The 17,422-nt window shown below is 45.1% G+C and carries 14 protein-coding genes; 11 read left to right on the top strand and 3 right to left on the bottom strand.

What is annotated here, in order from left to right; genetic code table 11:
- Positions 1-36 precede the first annotated feature (36 nt).
- The 10 genes from KJS65_RS09700 to KJS65_RS09655 all read left to right on the top strand — a co-directional run bounded on the left by KJS65_RS09700 (position 37) and on the right by KJS65_RS09655 (position 12,509).
- A complete protein-coding gene (locus KJS65_RS09700) occupies positions 37-864 on the top strand; it encodes a sugar phosphate isomerase/epimerase family protein (protein WP_213649640.1) in 828 nt (275 codons plus the stop codon).
- A 99-nt stretch (positions 865-963) separates the two neighbouring features.
- Positions 964-2,007 carry a DUF3298 domain-containing protein gene (locus KJS65_RS09695; RefSeq protein ID WP_213649639.1) on the top strand — a complete coding sequence of 348 codons (1,044 nt, stop codon included), beginning with the start codon at positions 964-966 and terminating at the stop codon, positions 2,005-2,007.
- 238 nt (positions 2,008-2,245) lie between these two features.
- On the top strand, positions 2,246-4,129 hold the full coding sequence (locus KJS65_RS09690; RefSeq protein WP_306432970.1) for an acyltransferase family protein: 1,884 nt from the start codon (positions 2,246-2,248) through the stop codon (positions 4,127-4,129).
- Between the two features lie 92 nt (positions 4,130-4,221).
- Positions 4,222-4,728 carry an RNA polymerase sigma factor SigV gene (locus KJS65_RS09685; RefSeq protein ID WP_213649638.1) on the top strand — a complete coding sequence of 169 codons (507 nt, stop codon included), beginning with the start codon at positions 4,222-4,224 and terminating at the stop codon, positions 4,726-4,728.
- Between the two features lies 1 nt (position 4,729).
- On the top strand, positions 4,730-5,617 hold the full coding sequence (rsiV, locus tag KJS65_RS09680; protein WP_213649637.1) for an anti-sigma-V factor RsiV: 888 nt from the start codon (positions 4,730-4,732) through the stop codon (positions 5,615-5,617).
- Between the two features lie 153 nt (positions 5,618-5,770).
- Complete coding sequence (locus KJS65_RS09675) at positions 5,771-6,253, top strand: RrF2 family transcriptional regulator (protein WP_213649636.1); 483 nt, start codon at positions 5,771-5,773, stop codon at positions 6,251-6,253.
- 49 nt (positions 6,254-6,302) lie between these two features.
- A complete protein-coding gene (locus KJS65_RS09670; RefSeq protein ID WP_136605163.1) occupies positions 6,303-6,539 on the top strand; it encodes a DUF896 domain-containing protein in 237 nt (78 codons plus the stop codon).
- Between the two features lie 17 nt (positions 6,540-6,556).
- Positions 6,557-7,582 (top strand): LLM class flavin-dependent oxidoreductase, encoded by a 1,026-nt coding sequence (locus KJS65_RS09665; protein WP_213649635.1) that lies wholly within the window; start codon positions 6,557-6,559, stop codon positions 7,580-7,582.
- Between the two features lie 192 nt (positions 7,583-7,774).
- Positions 7,775-9,751 carry a beta propeller repeat protein gene (locus KJS65_RS09660; RefSeq protein WP_213649634.1) on the top strand — a complete coding sequence of 659 codons (1,977 nt, stop codon included), beginning with the start codon at positions 7,775-7,777 and terminating at the stop codon, positions 9,749-9,751.
- A gap of 172 nt (positions 9,752-9,923) precedes the next feature.
- Positions 9,924-12,509 (top strand): glycoside hydrolase family 84 protein, encoded by a 2,586-nt coding sequence (locus tag KJS65_RS09655; RefSeq protein WP_213649633.1) that lies wholly within the window; start codon positions 9,924-9,926, stop codon positions 12,507-12,509.
- A 245-nt stretch (positions 12,510-12,754) separates the two neighbouring features.
- On the opposite strand, the gene KJS65_RS09650 is transcribed toward KJS65_RS09655, so the two are convergent.
- From KJS65_RS09650 to KJS65_RS09640, 3 genes are all read right to left on the bottom strand, one after another.
- A complete protein-coding gene (locus tag KJS65_RS09650) occupies positions 12,755-13,105 on the bottom strand; it encodes a VOC family protein (protein WP_213649632.1) in 351 nt (116 codons plus the stop codon).
- Positions 13,106-13,291: 186 nt separating this feature from the next.
- On the bottom strand, positions 13,292-14,356 hold the full coding sequence (locus KJS65_RS09645) for a right-handed parallel beta-helix repeat-containing protein (protein WP_213649631.1): 1,065 nt from the start codon (positions 14,354-14,356) through the stop codon (positions 13,292-13,294).
- A gap of 173 nt (positions 14,357-14,529) precedes the next feature.
- Complete coding sequence (locus KJS65_RS09640) at positions 14,530-15,402, bottom strand: helix-turn-helix domain-containing protein (protein ID WP_213649630.1); 873 nt, start codon at positions 15,400-15,402, stop codon at positions 14,530-14,532.
- A 392-nt stretch (positions 15,403-15,794) separates the two neighbouring features.
- Between KJS65_RS09640 and KJS65_RS09635 the strand changes: the two genes are divergently transcribed.
- The gene (locus tag KJS65_RS09635; RefSeq protein WP_213649629.1) at positions 15,795-17,186 is read left to right on the top strand and encodes an MATE family efflux transporter; all 1,392 of its coding nucleotides are present in this window, start codon (positions 15,795-15,797) and stop codon (positions 17,184-17,186) included.
- The last annotated feature ends 236 nt before the right edge of the window (positions 17,187-17,422 follow it).

Here is a 17,422-nt window from a genome sequence, read left to right as displayed (position 1 = left end):
CTTGAAAATATGGATTATATATAGGAGGAATATGATATGCCATTATTATCATTAACAACCTGGAGCTTGCACCGGAATTTGGGTCCGCTTCGCTGGACCTTTTGGGATGAAGAGAAGCGAGTACATGGCACGCATATTGATGATCAACCGGAGACGATATCCTTGCTCGAGTTGCCCAGTATATTGCATGACAACGGATTTCAAGCCATGGAGATATGCCATTTTCATTTTCCGGATACCAGCGGTGAGTATTTAGCAAGACTGAAAAGTAACATTGAACGTTCGGGAATGCGATTTTATACATTGTTGGCCGATTACGGTGATATTACGAACCCGGATGAACAACGCAGAGAAGCGGATATGAATTGGCTGAAAAAATGGATCGACATCGCATCCACAGCAGGAGCGGAACGTATTCGGATTATCGCTGGAGACGCTGAAGCAACAGATGAGGAAGCTGTTCGTTTGGCAGCAGCACAATTACAGCGGCTGATCGATTATGCATCGGATAAGAAGGTAAGAATCATTACCGAAAACTTTCATGATCTGACTTCAACGTCTGCAAACTGCACTTCATTGTTGGATGCATGCGGCACGGAGCTCGGACTAACGACAGACTTTGGTAATTTTTCCGGCCCAGAGAAGCTTTCCGAGTTGGATGCCACAATCCCCCGCAGCGAATCTATTCATGCCAAAGCGATAACGGATGAACAGGGCTCTCTGGATGCAGAAGAATTCCGGAGCTGCATGGAACGGGTCAGAAACAGCGGTTATGAAGGTCCTATTACATTAGTTTATGATGGACCGGGCGACATGTGGGAAGGCATTAGCCGGGTGAGAGCTTTAGTTGAGCCTTATTTATAATTTTTTTACGGAAATCTAAACTTTCTGAAGGTTCCCTTGCGTCTAGCCAATGAGTGTAACGGAAAGACACTTATATAGAGAGACGGAGGAATAACAGATATGAAAAAGAAAACGGTAAATCTGATTAAAATGAGTGCGGTGGGATGTGCAGCAATGATGGGCGTGAGCGCTGCCAGCTTGCCAGTGAATGCGATGGCTTCTATACAAGCACCGGCGGTTGTAGCAGCGAGTGTGCAAGCTTCGGCTCCAACGGCTGCAGCGGTTAAAGTTATCGAAAAGGTACTAACTACAACAAGCACAAATTTAATCACACACATCCAGGTGCCTCAACTGACCGGCATGATGGATACACATTATCAGGCAGAGCTGAATGACATTATCCTCTCACATGCTGAGAAGGACCTCGCTGCGTGGGAGAAAGAGGCTGGGGAGGCCGCGTTAAAAGCCAAGGCCGAGCATCTGGAATTCCATCCGTACGATCTCTACATTACCTACAATCTGAAGTCAGACGGAACAGGCAATCCGGCTGGCGTTGTTTCCTTAGAGGTTATTACTGAGGGTTCAAGAGGTGGAACCAGTATGCCAAGGATCGATACTTACAATGTGGAAAATAAAGTGACCGCAGAGCGCGTAACACTCTCTGGTATACTGGGAGAGAATTATAAGGAAAAGCTCGATGCTGACATTCTTGCGCAGATCAAAAAAGATCCCGATAAATACTTCATTGAAGATTATAAGGGAACCTCTGTGGAGCAGACCTTCTACCTTGAAAAAGGCGAGTTGATCATAGTTTTTCCTAAATACAGCATCGCTCCGGGTTACGTAGGTTCGCCGGAATTCCATTTCGGCCTGAAGGATCATTCGACAGCGGTAACTAGACCCGCAGAAACGAAGCTTGAAGCGGCTGTAAAACTTGATTTGAAGAAAGTAGCCAATTACAAGAACAAGCATGGAGTTACGATGGTATCTTTACGCGATGTGGCTCATCAATTAGGTTATGAATTGAAGTGGAACCCAAACGCCAAATCAGCGGAGGTCAAAAAAGAGGCGCAGTGGACGAGTGTGTCCATTGGGGAAGGATTTGTATTTCTTTACGAAAATGACTCCGAAAGCTTTGGGGGCTGCACCATCCCTTCAAGATAACAAGCTGTATGTGCCTGTGTCATTTGTTTCTGAAATTCTGAAGGTTCAAGTACTGCAATAGAGGGAATCCTCTTCTTAATGTTCCATTAGTGCTCAATTAACGGCATCCCGCCATGTCAATTCATGGGATGCTGTTTTTTTGTGTTTAAATAATTTACCAGTATTTTATAAGAACTTTTTGCTTAACTTCCTGCGTCCTGCCAATGAACAACAAATCAAGGGTAGGGACTGAATCACAATGAAAGACAACATGAAGCTGATAGGAAATCAAACCATGCTGCGCCGGTCGCCGGTACAAATGATAGGTGGCAAACGTTACATGCCAGGTCTTGATGGCTTAAGAGCTATATCGGTACTCGCCGTTATCGCTTATCATCTGAATTTGAAATGGGCACAGGGAGGGCTGCTGGGCGTTGGGATCTTTTTTGTTATCTCCGGCTATCTCATTACAGATCAAATCATTCATGAATGGAAGACATATCAGAGGCTGAGTCTTTTGAACTTCTGGATCCGAAGAGCCCGCAGGCTGCTGCCGGCGATGTTATGCATGCTGCTGTTTGTGGCTGTATGGCTCTTCCTTGTGGATCCGTCAAGATTGCCCGCGTTGAAGGGGGCATTTCTGTCATCCCTGTTCTATGTCAATAACTGGTGGCTGATTTTCCATAAGGTATCGTACTTTGAGAGCTTTGGACCCGCTTCCCCGATCGGTCATCTCTGGTCGCTATCGATTGAGGAGCAATTTTACGTCATATGGCCGCTGATTCTGGTATTTGGGATAAAAATCACACATCGGCGCGGTAAACTTTTTTTTCTGATTCTTGTATGTGCTGCTGCTTCGGCCTTAGCCATGGCTATGATTTACGTACCGGGAACGGATCCGAGCAGAGTATATTACGGAACCGATACACGTGCTTTTGCGCTCTTGGTCGGTGCAGCATTAGCTGTAGTATGGCCGAGTCAGAAGCTGAGCGGGAGCATCTCCAGTGGAGCTCGCAGTGTACTGGACATCGTCGGCGGCCTGGGAATGGTCGTTCTCGTGGTATTGATCTATCAGACCAACGAATACGATGATTCGCTCTACCCTGGTGGGTTACTGTTAATTTCATTCATCACTGTGGTAGTGATTGCCGTACTTGCACATCCGGCCAGTCTGCTAGGAAGACTTATGGGCTTGAGGCCTTTACGCTGGCTGGGAGTTCGGTCTTACAGCTTATACATTTGGCATTACCCCGTCATTATTCTAACAAATCCGGGTGTGAATACAGAGGGACCGGATGTGCTCCTGATCATTTTTCAGCTGGCGCTCAGCCTTGTTCTCGCCGCTTTGTCCTATAGATTTGTAGAGGAACCAATGCGAAGAGGGGGATATAGGGTGAAATGGAGTCATCGAGATTCTTCACACCGCGGCATCCGGCCCGTTATCTTGACAGCTGTTTTGCCCGCAATCCTGATTACGATCGTTTGCAGCATCTACTTCGCAAAGACTGAACCTGCTGCCCAAGTGGCCAAAGCGGCCGGCTTACAGCATGTACAGAACGATCACAAAGAGATAAAGCCCGGCGATGATGCAGTCTCACCTATACCACCTTTAGATGACGAGTTAACTCGTTCAGGACATAATAAACCCTTGTCCATGGAGATCCAATCAGGAAAGGGCATAACAGCGATTGGTGATTCCGTCATTTTGGATGCAGCACCTTTTCTGGAAAAGATGCTTCCGGGTATTGTTGTTGATGGCAAGGTCGGCCGTCAGATGCTGCAGGCGCAGGATGTTATCGATCGGCTTAAAACCCAAGATAGACTAGGTGATCGGATTATAATTGAGCTGGGAACCAATGGAGCTTTTAATACCAAGCAATTACGGAATATGCTGCAATCCCTTCACGATGCCCAACAGATCATTTTGGTCAATACACGCGTTCCGAGGAAATGGCAGGATACCGTTAACAAGGATATTACAGAAGTTTCTAATGATTTCGGCAATACGACGGTAGTAGACTGGTATTCAGCTAGTGAAGGGAAGGACGACTATTTCTACCGCGATGGCGTACATTTGAAACGTGAAGGTGCCGAGTATTACGCCTCGATTCTCGCGAAGGCTGTGAAGGGGAAGAAGCAGTAAAAAATTTTGAAATCCCAAAACTTTATGCGCCCCTTCATACGTCTTACTCCTGTTACAACACCAGTTATCATACAGAGAAGGGTAATACGACCATGTTGAATAGGAAAACCGAAAAATTGCTGACACGCTGCATCACCGAGCATAAAGAAAATGTCTACCGGCTCGCATTCAGCTACGTGAAAAATAAAGAGGACGCACTGGACATCGTGCAGGAATCGATTTATAAAGCCATGACGAATATTGAAGTGTTGAAGAATCCCGATGCCGTCAAGAGCTGGTTTTACCGGATCGTCGTAAATACGGCACTGGATTTTCTCCGCAGGAACAAGAAGGTTCACACGATGGACCATGAAATGATTGAAACCTATACACCTGGCGCAGAGGATGTGTACACGGACATTGATTTAAAAAAAACGCTTGATGATCTACCGGAGAAATACCGGAGTGTGATTATTCTCAGGTATTTTGAAGACCTGAAAATCGATGAAGTGGCAGCTGTACTGGGAGAGAACGTGAATACGATAAAAACAAGGCTGTATCAGGCGCTTCAGCTATTGCGAGTGAAAATGAACGATGAGCCCTTAAAGGAGATCAAGTAAGATGAATAATAAATTGGAACAGCTTCGAAAAGATTATGATGAAGTGCCCATTCCGGAAGAGCTGGATATGATCGTCAGCAGGTCCATAAACCAATCCCTTAGGGCAAGAAGAAATAAGGGCCCAAAATATAAATGGTTTGCCGGTGCAGGTGCGGCGGCTCTCATATTCCTCATTACTATTAATGCAAGTACGACAGTCGCCAATGCATTGGCCAGCATCCCAGGTGTAGACAAGATTATCAAAGTCCTTACGCTAAAAGAATATGTGGTGGATGAATCCAACTATAACGCAAATATTAAGGTGCCTTCCATCGCCCACTTGGATAATAAGGAATTAGAGTCAGGGCTGAATGAGAAGTACATGAAGGAAAACAAAGCATTATTTGACAAGTTCCAGGCCGAGATCAAGGAATTGAAGAAAAATGGCGATGGTCATTTAGGAGTGGATGCAGGGTATGAAATGAAAACGGATAATGACAGCATCTTTTCTATTGAACGTTATGTCGTAGAAAGCGCAGGCTCATCTTCCGAAGAGCTTCAGTTCGATACCATTGATAAAAAGAATCAAATACTCATTACGCTTCCGATGCTCTTTAAGGATAACCATTATATCCAAGTGATCAGCGAGAATATCAAACATCAAATGAGGGAGCAAATGAAAGCAGACCCCGATAAAGTCTACTGGGTATCTGGTGCAGTTGATGTGTTGCCGACGGATGAATTCAAATCCATTACTAACGATCAAAGCTTCTATATCAACAATGAAGGCAAGCTCGTCATGGTATTCAACAAGTACGATGTGGCTCCGGGTTATATGGGGTCAGTGGAATTTGTCATCCCGACCGATGCCATTTCGGGAGATCTTGTCAGCCATAAATACATTCAATAGATTGAAAAGACCGGTTAACGGGTGGAAACCCGTACCGGTTTTTTTTATAGGTATGGTGAATACATGGCTTGCATTATTGAAACAATCGACTATAATGTATAAAGCGGACAATGAATATCCAGGTTATATCCTATGAGACAAGGTGAAAAATTTATGCACATGAAAACGGGCGTCGAGCAATCCGCATATGCCATTCTATTACTGAACATGCTACCGGAAAAGGCCGTGCTGCCAGGTGAAGCGATTAGTCAGCAATTAGGCGTGTCAGCAACCTATTTTCAAAAATTATTAAGAAAACTGGTCAGTGCTGATCTGATTACTTCCGTACCTGGTATCAAAGGCGGTTTCAAACTAAAAAAGCGGATAGAGGATATTCGGATCTATGATGTATATCTTGCCATTGAAGGACAGCAGACGCTTTACTCTTCCAGCGGGATTTTGAATGACATGCTCGAGTTATGCGAGGAAGACCGCTGCTGCTTGTTATCCGAATTGATGCAAGAGGCGGAAGAAGCTTGGAAATCCGTCCTGAAACGGGAAACGGTCGCATATTTGGCTGAGGAAATGAAGGCGGATCGTTTTACACATAAATTAGAAACATTGCAAGCATGGGTACAAGATAAAATGGTCGTTTAACGATAGCAATCGATTAGAAAATACATCCCACAAGAAAAGAGGTATCAGGATGATTCCAAGCTTGGCACGAATTAATGAATTGGCTAAAAAAGAGCGTGAAACAGGTTTGAGCAATGCAGAACGCGTGGAACAGCAGGTCCTGCGGGAGGACTATTTGCGTGAAATCCGCGGGCAGGTGCTGAGTTCCTTCTCCGGACTTAAGGTGGTTGATCCAATGGGAAATGACGTGACACCTGAAAAAATCCGTATCAAACAGAATGAAGAAGCTCGAAAGCTCCTTCACTAAAAAGAGAGGTGTAGGAAATGGCAAATGTAAATACGCGTAAACAGCTGAATGATATCAAGTACTCGGTCCTGGATCTAGCTCCCATTACGGTGGGAAGCACGCCAGGACAAGCCTTTAAACATACACTTGATCTGGCACAACATGTTGAGAAGTGGGGTTATCACCGCTTCTGGCTTGCGGAACATCATAATATGCCGGGGATCGGGAGCTCTGCCACATCGGTCGTGATCGGATATGTTGCAGGCGGAACAAGCAAGATACGGGTTGGATCCGGCGGCATCATGCTGCCTAACCATGCACCGCTAGTCATCGCTGAACAGTTCGGCACGCTTGAAGCGATGTATCCGGGCCGGATCGACCTCGGTCTCGGCCGGGCACCCGGAAGCGATCAATTGACAGCCATGGCTATGCGTCGTGATGTTCGGGCCAATGGTCAAGAGTTCCCCGAACAACTGGAACAGCTGAGATCCTATCTGGATCCAGACTCGAAGTTTAACCGCGTTCGCGCTATACCGGGTGAAGGGCAAGAGATTCCCATCTGGCTGCTAGGATCAAGCGGCTTCAGTTCTGCACTTGCAGCGAAATTAGGACTCCCATTCTCCTTTGCGAGTCATTTTTCGCCTGAATATACGGTTCCTGCATTGACACAATACCGCGATAGCTTCCAGCCGTCTAGCGTATTGGATAAGCCGCATGCCATGGTTGGCGTCAATGTGTTTGCCGCGGATACGACAGAAGAGGCAGAGTATCTTGCTACCTCCCATCAACAGCAGTTTCTAAGCTTGATCCGGAATACGCCGGGACAACTGCCCGCACCTGTCAAGACGATGGAAGGTTTATGGTCTGAACAGGAAAAAATGATCATTATGAAGCAACTAAAAACATCGATTATCGGTAATCCGGATGAGGTTAAACGTCAACTGCAAGCCTTCCTGGATGAAACCCAAACGGATGAAATGATAATTAACTCTTCGATTTATGATCATGAAGCCCGACTGCGTTCTTATGAGATCGTAGCGGAGATTACAGGAATGAACCTTTAAATAATGAAAGTAAAAGACCGGTCTGCGGGAGTCATCTCCAGGCCGGTCTTTTATTTAATATTTATAAAAAGCCCCTGTTTAAGGAAGTTGATCAATTGTATAATTCTAATATTGTCGTCAATATATGACAATTTCATTATCGCACCAAGATATAATTACTTGCTTTATAACTAGAAGAAGGAGCTGGATGAAGTGAAAGTTTGGCCAAGAAATAAAATACATAAAACAACGATGATCGTCATGTTGTCCATTTTACTAACCGGATTGATCTATGGTTCGGAGCCTGCGGCTGCTGCAGCCGGATGGAAATGGACGGAGCAATCCGGAAAAGAAAGCACGCCATTGAATGATGTTGTCGGGCTATCTAATGGGGTGATTTTTGCTATTGGTAACGATTCGACGATACAGCGCCGTGTTTCCGAAGGTGAGTGGAGAATCCAATCCTTCCCGCAAAAAGCAAATTTGAAGGCGGCAGCAGATAATGGAACAACAGCGATCATTGCTGGAGATCATGGTGTACTTGCAAGAACCAAGGACGGAGTGAATTGGGAGTCGGGTAAAATTCAAGGTAACTGGCTATTGTATCAATTTAATGATTATTATAAGAACAAGCCTGAGGGTAAGACCAAATTAAACCCTATAAATACAGACTGGCATGATGTGATCTGGGATGGCGAACAGTACGTCGCGTCCGGGGAAGTCACCTTTAAATTTGATACGTACAACTCCGCATTTCCTGCAGTAGCAACCTCTAAGCAAGGAGTGTCTTGGGATCTAGTACCGCTGATTACCAAAGAACATATTGCCACCTGGGATCCTTATAAACTTGTGAAGTTTCAGAATAAATGGATTGTAAAGGTTGATAAAGGCGTATTCGTATCTCAAAACTTAAAGTCATGGACATATCATAGCGATAAGAAATTTTACGGGAGCATCGATGAGTTTGCAACGAACGGCAAGCTAATCGTCGCGGTTGGTTGGGATGGAAGCTCGGGGTCGGGCCAGGCCATAGGAGGTGTAGTATATACTTCCACGGATGGGATCAATTATAAAGCAGGTAAGCGAATCAGTAACGTAGCATTAAACAGTATATCTTGGGATGGCGAGCAATTCATCGTCGGCGGTCGTAGTGGATATATAATGCAATCCTATGACGGGATCACATGGAAAGAAAAAACGCAGGAAAGGGGGAGTACACCAGCCTTTTTCTCCGTACATACTATCGGGCTGGAAGGGAATATCAATGGTTTGAAGAAGTTAGGCAGTCATTATATAGGTGTAGGAGACGGGGGAGTCATTCGCACCGCCAAAGGGCTTGACGAGAAGTGGAGCCTGGAGGCAGCGGGGAAATATAATGATTTGTACGGAATCGCCTATTCCCAAAATGCATATATGATAGCAGGCGTAGGGAGCATCCTGACATCAACCGATGGAAGCAGCTGGTCTGCAGCGGATTCTGCAATCATTCCCGAAACTTCGTTTTATTCGTTAACTAGTGGCAACGGGATGTTTGTTCCTTATGGCATAAGCAGCACCCCTTCTCAGGAAAGCTTTCTTTACATGAACGGACAATTGCAGACTCTTAATGGGGTCGCCAAAGAGCATATAGACAACATATCCATCGTAAATGGTCAGATCCGAATAATCACAGCAACAGAAATGAAGTCCAGCACAGACGGGAAAAACTGGTCATCCACTCCAGGGCTGCAGCCGGTTCCTGTCGCTGCGAACGGGAAAATATGGATCGGGTATCAAGAAAGTAAATATTCCTACTATAAATCGACGGACGGAGTGAACTGGAAACAAACCGATATCAATCTAGACGGAAAGAAGCTCGAAACATGGAATGGTTCCATCCAAAAGAGCATTTGGACAGGCTCCCAATTTATAGGTATTAATCGCGACAGCATCCTGGAGTCCGCGAACGGAACAAGCTGGAAGACGGTACTTTCTCTCAAAAATGCAGGATTCAAGGATCTTGCGGTAAGCGGGGATGGAACGGTAACAGTCGTTGGATTAAACGGAGTGATCTACATGGCTGATCGCGTAGCGAAATGGAAGGCGGTGTATTCTCCAACTCTAAAAGATTTGAAGTCCATCACTTGGGATGGCAAGCAGTTTTTAGCTGTTGGCTCAAACGGTGTTATTCTAAGGGGAATAAAAGAATAAAATACGAAAGAGTGTGCTCTCCATATGGAGGCACACTCTTTTTATAGGGCTGCTTCTCCCAAAACAAAGAATGCCCGGGTGAAATTGTAACATTCAATAGGTAGCCATCAAAAAGACTTAATTGATATAATAGATATTATGAATATGATGGACAAGAGGGGAGCACATTACTATGCAAAATACGAACCAAGACCCACACAACCTGTATGAACTTTATCCGGTTCCTCAAAAGGTAACTCCACTAAGCGGAGAGTCAAAACTTTCGGATACCATCCACATTGTTGTCAAGTCCGAACTGAAAGCAGCTACACTACCTAAGCTGCAAAAAGAGCTGAATGATCTTGGGCTTAGCAGCACCGTTTCGAGTCAATTCAAGGAGGGACAGTCCAACATTGTTCTAGCTTTGAGCGGACAAGCCGACAGCCTTTCCGATTCAGATGCCGATGTGGACTCACTTTGTAATCATAAAGAAGGATACAACTTGCAAGTCCGTGGAAATACCTCAGGAGCTCAGGTTGTAATTATCGGTTATGACAGCGACGGTATCCATTATGGAGCAGTCACGTTGTCCCAGATGCTGAAGCAATCCCCAAACGGGATCCTGAAGTCCTGTATGATTGAGGACTATCCGGAAATTTTGTACCGCGGCTATGTCGAAGGTTTTTACGGCTATCCATGGAGTCATGCGGACCGGATGGATCTGATGGCGTTTGGCGGCGAGCAGAAGCTGAATACATATATCTACGCTCCGAAAGATGATCCTTATCACCGCAAGCATTGGAGAGATCTGTATCCGGAAGACAAAGCGAAGGATATTGCGGAACTGGCTGCTGCAGGCCATGCCAACAATTTGAATTTCGTCTGGACGATTCATCCGGGAGATTCCATTGATCTGTCCATTGAAGAAGATTTTGTATCCGTGTTAAATAAACTGGAGCAGTTGTATGGACTTGGTGTGCGCCAATTCGGCGTATTATTCGATGATTTGGTCGGCGTTCCAAATGGCGGGCAGCAGGCAGCGTTCATTAACCGTATCGATAGCGAATTCGTGAAGGCAAAAGGGGATATCCGCCCTCTGATTACCGTAGGCACGAGGTATTGCGAAGCATGGGGTCCATCCATGACGGATTATTTCAAACCATTTGTCGAAACGCTGCATGAGGACGTTGAAATCATGTGGACCGGCGCGGCGACGATGTCCAACATTTCCAAGGAGCAATACGATTCTCCCATACGACAAATCGGCTCTGACCGCAATCTCTCTGTATGGTGGAACTACCCGGTCAATGACTACTGCGATTCCAAAATTTTGATGGGCAAAATCGAGAATCTAAGCTCCGATCTGGATAATGTCAATGGTTTCTTCTCAAACCCGATGAACCAGGCTCAAGCTTCCAAACAGGCGCTTTTCTGCATTGCCGATCATAATTGGAACACCGACGCTTTTGATACAAATACCAGCTTTTCTGCTTCCTTCAAAGCGATCACGCCCGAGGTTGCGGAAGATTTGGAGATTTTCGCATCCAATAGCTCTTACCTGAAAGACGATGGCGGTGTCAGCGGAGATTTCCTTTTTGATGAATCGTGGTATTTGAAAGAGGATGTAAAAGAATTTATTGCGGCGATCGAAGCGGGTCAGGATGCTTCAGCTCCTGCAGCCGGTTTGCGAGCTCATTTTGAACGCATGGAGCTGGCAGCAAATCGGATTGAAGAGCAGTGCATAAACCGCAATCTGGTGGAGGAACTGAAGCCGTTCCTGGCTGCTTTCAAGCTGATGGCTCAATCTGGACAAAACGTTATCCAGGCATGGAACGCATTACGGACCGGAAACCTGATGGATATGGAAAAACATAACGAGGAAGCTCAGAAACAGCTCGCGGCTATGGAAAATTGCAAAGTAAACCGCTTGAAGGAAGAGATTCCGTTTGATTTTACCGTAGATGTCGGAACGCATGTCATCAAGCCGTTGATCGCTGAATTGATCGTTAAGATTGCTGTAAACGCCGGAACGGAAGGTGAGGCACCTCAACTGAACTATGACCGGAAAAATATTGCCTTATCCTCGCTTGGCGTGACAGCAGAAGCTTCAAGCAGTGTGAATGATAACGAAAATGCAGCTAAAACGATCGACGGCAGCATCAGCAGCGGCAAATGGTGCGCTACCGAGCATCGACCGTATCTGACGGTGGACCTGAAGGAACTGAAGACCATCAAACAGTATAGAATCATAAACTGCGGCCATCCGGAGGCTAGGGAATCGAAGTACTGGAATACGATGCATGCGCAAATTCTAGCTAGCCAGGACGGTGAACAGTTCGCGATCATTGATGAAATCGTCGATAATCGGGAGGACGTGATCAACCGTATTCTTGCGGAGGGAGTGACGGCTCGCTATATTCGGCTCCAAATCATTGAACCGGCACAAACGAGCGTAGATGGCAGCGGGCATACGCGCATCTATGGATTTGAGCTGTTCGATGAACTTTACCCCGAGTTGTCCGAAAAAGTGCTGACATCCGATATGGAATATGACCCTTCCGGGACGCTTAAGATTCACCATGTGCGCAAAGGGGACTGCATCTCATTGTATGAATCTCTGGATGCCGAAACGCCGTTTGCTGTTTCCGGGTCTGCGGATGAGGGTCAAGACATTGTATTTAATGACATATCAATGTATAATATTGGAAATCGAGTTTTTGTAGAGCGGAAGAGTGGTTCTCTCTTACCAAGCGTCAGAACTTCGAAAGGTATCGCATAATACAGGAAACCGCCATTTGAGGGTTGTAATAAGCACTCCCGTTATCCGTGAAGATAGGGGAGTGCTTTTTTATAATCGAATAGAGGAGGAAAATCACTTTGAGCAATGAAATCGCCTTTTATATTATCAATTTTCTTATCTACACATCCGTATTATACAAAATGAATCGAAGAATTTCGAAGCTGGAAGACGAGCTTAATTCGAAGCTATCTAATAACCGCCATCTTTAGCCTAATCATAGCATGTTACATATGAGTCAAGATGTTCACCAATCTTTCAAAAGGATCCCGCACATAGAATCTGCGGACGCCCCAAGGCTCTTCCACCGGACCATATTCTATATGGAATCCGGCTTTTTGCATGCGCTCATATGCTTCTTCCACGTCATCGACTTCAATCGATAGATCCGGCGTTGGCGTACCCGAGCCTCCCTCAGCGGCAAAGCTGAGCTGGATCTGCATTGTCTCCTCTGACCCGTATGTGGCGATCCAACCATGATCCATGAGCAGCTCCAGACCAAGGATATCCTGATAAAAGCGTTTTGCTTCTGCAATCTCATGCGTATGTATATTGGTTACGATGCGCTTTACTTTCATTCGTGTATCGCTCCTTATCTAATACAATAGTGTGTTGCGGATTTCAGTTTATTAGAAACGAAAATAGAATATATTTATAATAATACCTTATTTTTACTTGAATCTGAAATGAATCTGGCGCTGCTTCCTCTGTAACGCAAAAGACCCAAGGCAGAATGCCTTGGGCTATTTTAATATTAAACATGGTCACAGTACCGGATCTCCGCCTTCACCGCTCCACGTCATCTCGACGAAAGTAGAGGGTGCAACAGATGTGGCTGTGCCGGAGCCTGAAGCGTACAGACCTCCTGAAACGCCGGACATCGTATAATCGGTATACAGTTTGTTTGAGGCATAATTCGTATGAATCATGGCACCTGCAATATTGGAAACCGTTACTCCTTTGAGCTCTAGGTTGCTTCCGTAAGATACGCCGTCTGAAGCGGTGGTTTTGTTCGTTCTAAATGCTTGACCCGTAGATGCATTATTTTTGACGGTTGTATTGATGATTTGAACGTTATTGGCTCGCATGAATATCCCGTTGTTGCCCACGGTTGATTCGGGTACCGTATTCTGAAAATCGATATTAGCGCCTACGACTTTAATATGATGCGTGCCTTCCTTGAAGTCGAAACCGTCGTTTACCGTTTTGATGGCATTACAATTTAAAAACGTGATATATCCGCTTTGGTCGGGGTTGGGGCTCGTTGTCCAATTTTGATCGGCATCACCAACATAGAAGCCTTCACCGTATTTGCCGCCTGTTCCTGTACCCTGCGCCGTACTGTTCGAGACAAGCCAATATTGGCTGTTCTTCCGGATTTTGAAGCCTTCTGCCTTCGTAGTTTTAACTGTAACATTGGTTACATAACCATGCGAAGCTTCAATTAAAAGTCCCTTGTTGGATTGGGAATTGGAGTTGATAGTCACATTTTCCAGCTTGTAATAATTGTTCTTGATATGAAATGCAGCATTGCCTGCAGACCCTGTAAATTGAAATGTGGCACCGTTTCCCGTACCGCGGATTGTGATGTAGTTGCCAGCCGATCCGCTAATGGATGTCGCAATGGTCCCATCCGATACGGAATAGCTCCCCGATACCTCAATAATATCACCGGGACTCGCGCTGGATAAGTAGCTGCGCAGCGCCGCAACATCACCCGCCGGAACCGATTTGGTAGCTGCATTTACTGTGCGGCTCGGGTACAAAGCGAATACAAGAATGAAGCAAAATAGAGATATCATACTTAGTTTGAACGATTGTTTCATCATCTTCAAACCTCCCCATATTGTTGATACTCCGAAATCAGCCAGCCTTTTACCGTTTGCGTTAATCCTCGTCGTACATGTAAAAAGGCATCACCCCGTTCAATTGAAGATGAAAGTCCGTATTAAAGCGCTTTAATTATAATTCACATCAAATACCACATTGTTGTATGAAAATATCAATATTCCATCGACATTCGATACCGGTGAGGGGTCATGCCGTACTTTTTTTTGAACATGGCAATAAAATACGACGGGTAATTAAACCCAGTTTCCTTGCTAATTTCCTCAACCGTAAGAGATTGTAAGGCAAGAAGTGTCTTTGCTTCCTCCAGACGTTTCCCATTCGTGTATTCGATGATTGTCATGTCCATCTGTTCCTTGAACATCTTCGACAGGTAATTGGGTGAGAAATGAAGTTCCTCAGCCAAGTCGTTAATCGTAAAAGACAGGCTATAGTGCTTGTTTATCCATTTTACGATCATGGCAATAAGCTCTGACGAGCCTGTATTTACTGAATGCCTGGATACACCACTTTGAACCTGCGAATAAATATGGCTATTAAAATAAGTGAAAAAATGAAATGAAAATAAGGTTACAACCTCCTTTCGAAGCTTTGGCGGAACAAGGGCCAGCGTCTCATTCAAATGTAAAAATTGACTCTCAAGATATGCAGCATCCTTGGGGGACAAGGTAAAAAGCTGATAGGACATTTCATGTTCCATAAACTGTGAAAGTGTAGATGTAAGCTGCGGTAATACACTCAGGAAAGAGTCGATGACGGAGGCTTTGATTTTCAATAAGGTGCGAATATAATCGGGCGGGACGATCACTTTAATTTGATGAATCTGAAATGGTTTTACAAGAATCAAGGTGCGTGGCTGCAAAGGATACATTTGATTGTTGATGATGTAATGTCCCGTTCCTTCATGGATATATAAAATCTCCAATCCTTCATGGGCGTGAAAATACTCCACAGGCTCTGTAAGTATGTTTCGATAATTAAACAAATATAAGTTATCTCTCCATCGAATCGCGTTGTGAATTTTCATTTCATACCTCCAGTGTGGATGGCTAGTTTGCGCCGATGAATATGCACATTGATGGGCTTAAACTCAAATGTACAACACACTCAAGTTGGTAGCAACCGGAGTTGTGTTATGCTGCTGCGTTTCGGTTCCCTGCCGAGTCCTCGAAAGCATGTCAGCTATGAAAACATAAAGAACCGATCGTGGAGCTCATCCATATCAGGTTCTTTTTGTGTTTCTATTATCTATTCTTTTATGTGCTTTCCTCCGAAATTTTTTGTGATCTTGACCGCAATTTTGCAGTCACCGGTACGCCGTCAATATGGTATGCTTTTAAAAGCTAACAACGAATATACATATAGGGTAGGAAGCAAGCAAACGGCATGAGTCAAACTAAAGAGAGAAGAAGGAATGCTATGAGCTTATGGGTTAGGGAGACCTCATTTTACAAGAATTTTTTCAGGCTGACCCTGCTAATCGCCCTGCAAAACATCATCACCTTGGGCGTCAACTTGTCAGACAATCTGATGCTGGGCGGCTACAGTGAGTCGGCTCTATCAGGTGTTGCGCTGGCAAATCAGATTCAGTTTATTTTGCACATGCTCGTGATGGGGGCTGCGGAAGGATTAGTCATCTTGTCCTCGAGAAGCTGGGGCGCTAAAAACATGGACTCTGTGAAGAAGGCTGCCAGCATTGGCATGAGAATCGCGCTTCTGGTCAGCGTCGTGATGTGGATTATCGTGTTTATCTTTCCGGAGGGCTGTATGTCACTGTTCACGAATGAGCAGAGGGTCATTGCGGAAGGTGCACAGTATTTAAGAATTATTTGTTTTTCATATGTTTTTTTCGCCGTTACAAATGTGCTGCTCGCCTCGCTGCGGAGCGTCGAGGTTGTGCGGATTGGTTTTCTCGTATCCTTATCCACGCTAGTCATCAACATTTGTTTGAACTATATGCTGATCTACGGACATTTCGGATTACCACGGATGGGGGTCAGCGGCTCGGCGACTGCAACACTTACAGCCAGAATCATCGAAACCGTTATAGTCATCATCTTTATTAAACGTTTTGACCGCAGGCTTATGCTGAAACTGAAGGATTTCTTTCAAATTGACAAGGAGCTGTTCAGACAATATCTGCAGATTGGTTCGCCTATTCTGATGGCCAACGCACTTTGGGCATGTGCCATGGGTGCACAGTCTGCTATTTTGGGACATATGGGTGAATCGGCGATTGCAGCGAATAGTGTAGCCACAACAATCTTTCAGCTGGTTACGGTCATAACCTACGCCTCTGCCAGTGCAACGGCCGTTGTGATCGGGAAGACCATTGGGGAAGGGCATGTTTCGAAGATCATAACCTACAGTAAAACGATGCAGATGCTCTATCTCTGTATTGGAGTTATGACAGGACTAGTGCTCTTTATAACCAAGGATTATGTGACCGGGCTGTACACGATCTCTGATGATGCAAAGGCACTTGCGGTTCAATTCATGACGGTGCTGTCGATTACGGTGGTCGGAACCGCATATCAAATGCCAGCATTGACCGGGATTGTACGCAGCGGGGGAGATACGAAGTTCGTGCTTTACAATGATTTTATTTTCATGTGGCTGGTGGTTTTGCCCGCTTCATTTATCTGCGCGTTTGTGTTTGACCTGTCGCCATTAATCACATTCATATGTTTGAAATGCGACCAGATTCTCAAATGCTTCGTCGCTCTTGTCAAAGTAAACCGGTTCAAATGGATCCGGACCTTTAACACGGATGTTAAACCAGTCGATTCTTCAGAGAATGTAGCCACTTAATCACTTCATATACTAAAATGACAAGCCCGGATTCCGGGCTTGTTTTGCGTGGTAGCAAATGACTGTAATTGGTTGCCTTTCTGCTGAAGAAGCTGATTGATAATGGCTTGGTAAAGGTGGAACGTATGGAGCATAATACCATTATCACTGTAATTCCAATAACATCTGCGGGCGAGAGATGGTCGATGAGGTATAGAAACATGGGGTACGATCAAATACAATGGAAACAACAGGAG

Source organism: Paenibacillus sp. J23TS9 (assembly GCF_018403225.1).
In the GTDB taxonomy this organism is placed as follows: domain Bacteria; phylum Bacillota; class Bacilli; order Paenibacillales; family Paenibacillaceae; genus Paenibacillus_AQ.
This window is presented reverse-complemented; position numbering and strand designations above follow the sequence as displayed.

Bases quoted from the DNA above. Each gene is read 5' to 3' on its own strand.
- KJS65_RS09655 (WP_213649633.1), top strand. From the start codon at position 9,924: ATGCAAAATACGAACCAAGACCCACACAACCTGTATGAACTTTATCCG.
- KJS65_RS09670 (WP_136605163.1), top strand. From the start codon at position 6,303: ATGATTCCAAGCTTGGCACGAATTAATGAATTGGCTAAAAAAGAGCGT.
- KJS65_RS09695 (WP_213649639.1), top strand. From the start codon at position 964: ATGAAAAAGAAAACGGTAAATCTGATTAAAATGAGTGCGGTGGGATGT.
- KJS65_RS09635 (WP_213649629.1), top strand. From the start codon at position 15,795: ATGAGCTTATGGGTTAGGGAGACCTCATTTTACAAGAATTTTTTCAGG.
- KJS65_RS09665 (WP_213649635.1), top strand. From the start codon at position 6,557: ATGGCAAATGTAAATACGCGTAAACAGCTGAATGATATCAAGTACTCG.
- KJS65_RS09700 (WP_213649640.1), top strand. From the start codon at position 37: ATGCCATTATTATCATTAACAACCTGGAGCTTGCACCGGAATTTGGGT.
- rsiV (WP_213649637.1), top strand. From the start codon at position 4,730: ATGAATAATAAATTGGAACAGCTTCGAAAAGATTATGATGAAGTGCCC.
- KJS65_RS09650 (WP_213649632.1), bottom strand. From the start codon at position 13,105: ATGAAAGTAAAGCGCATCGTAACCAATATACATACGCATGAGATTGCA.
- KJS65_RS09675 (WP_213649636.1), top strand. From the start codon at position 5,771: ATGCACATGAAAACGGGCGTCGAGCAATCCGCATATGCCATTCTATTA.
- KJS65_RS09640 (WP_213649630.1), bottom strand. From the start codon at position 15,402: ATGAAAATTCACAACGCGATTCGATGGAGAGATAACTTATATTTGTTT.
- KJS65_RS09645 (WP_213649631.1), bottom strand. From the start codon at position 14,356: ATGATGAAACAATCGTTCAAACTAAGTATGATATCTCTATTTTGCTTC.
- KJS65_RS09685 (WP_213649638.1), top strand. From the start codon at position 4,222: ATGTTGAATAGGAAAACCGAAAAATTGCTGACACGCTGCATCACCGAG.
- KJS65_RS09690 (WP_306432970.1), top strand. From the start codon at position 2,246: ATGAAAGACAACATGAAGCTGATAGGAAATCAAACCATGCTGCGCCGG.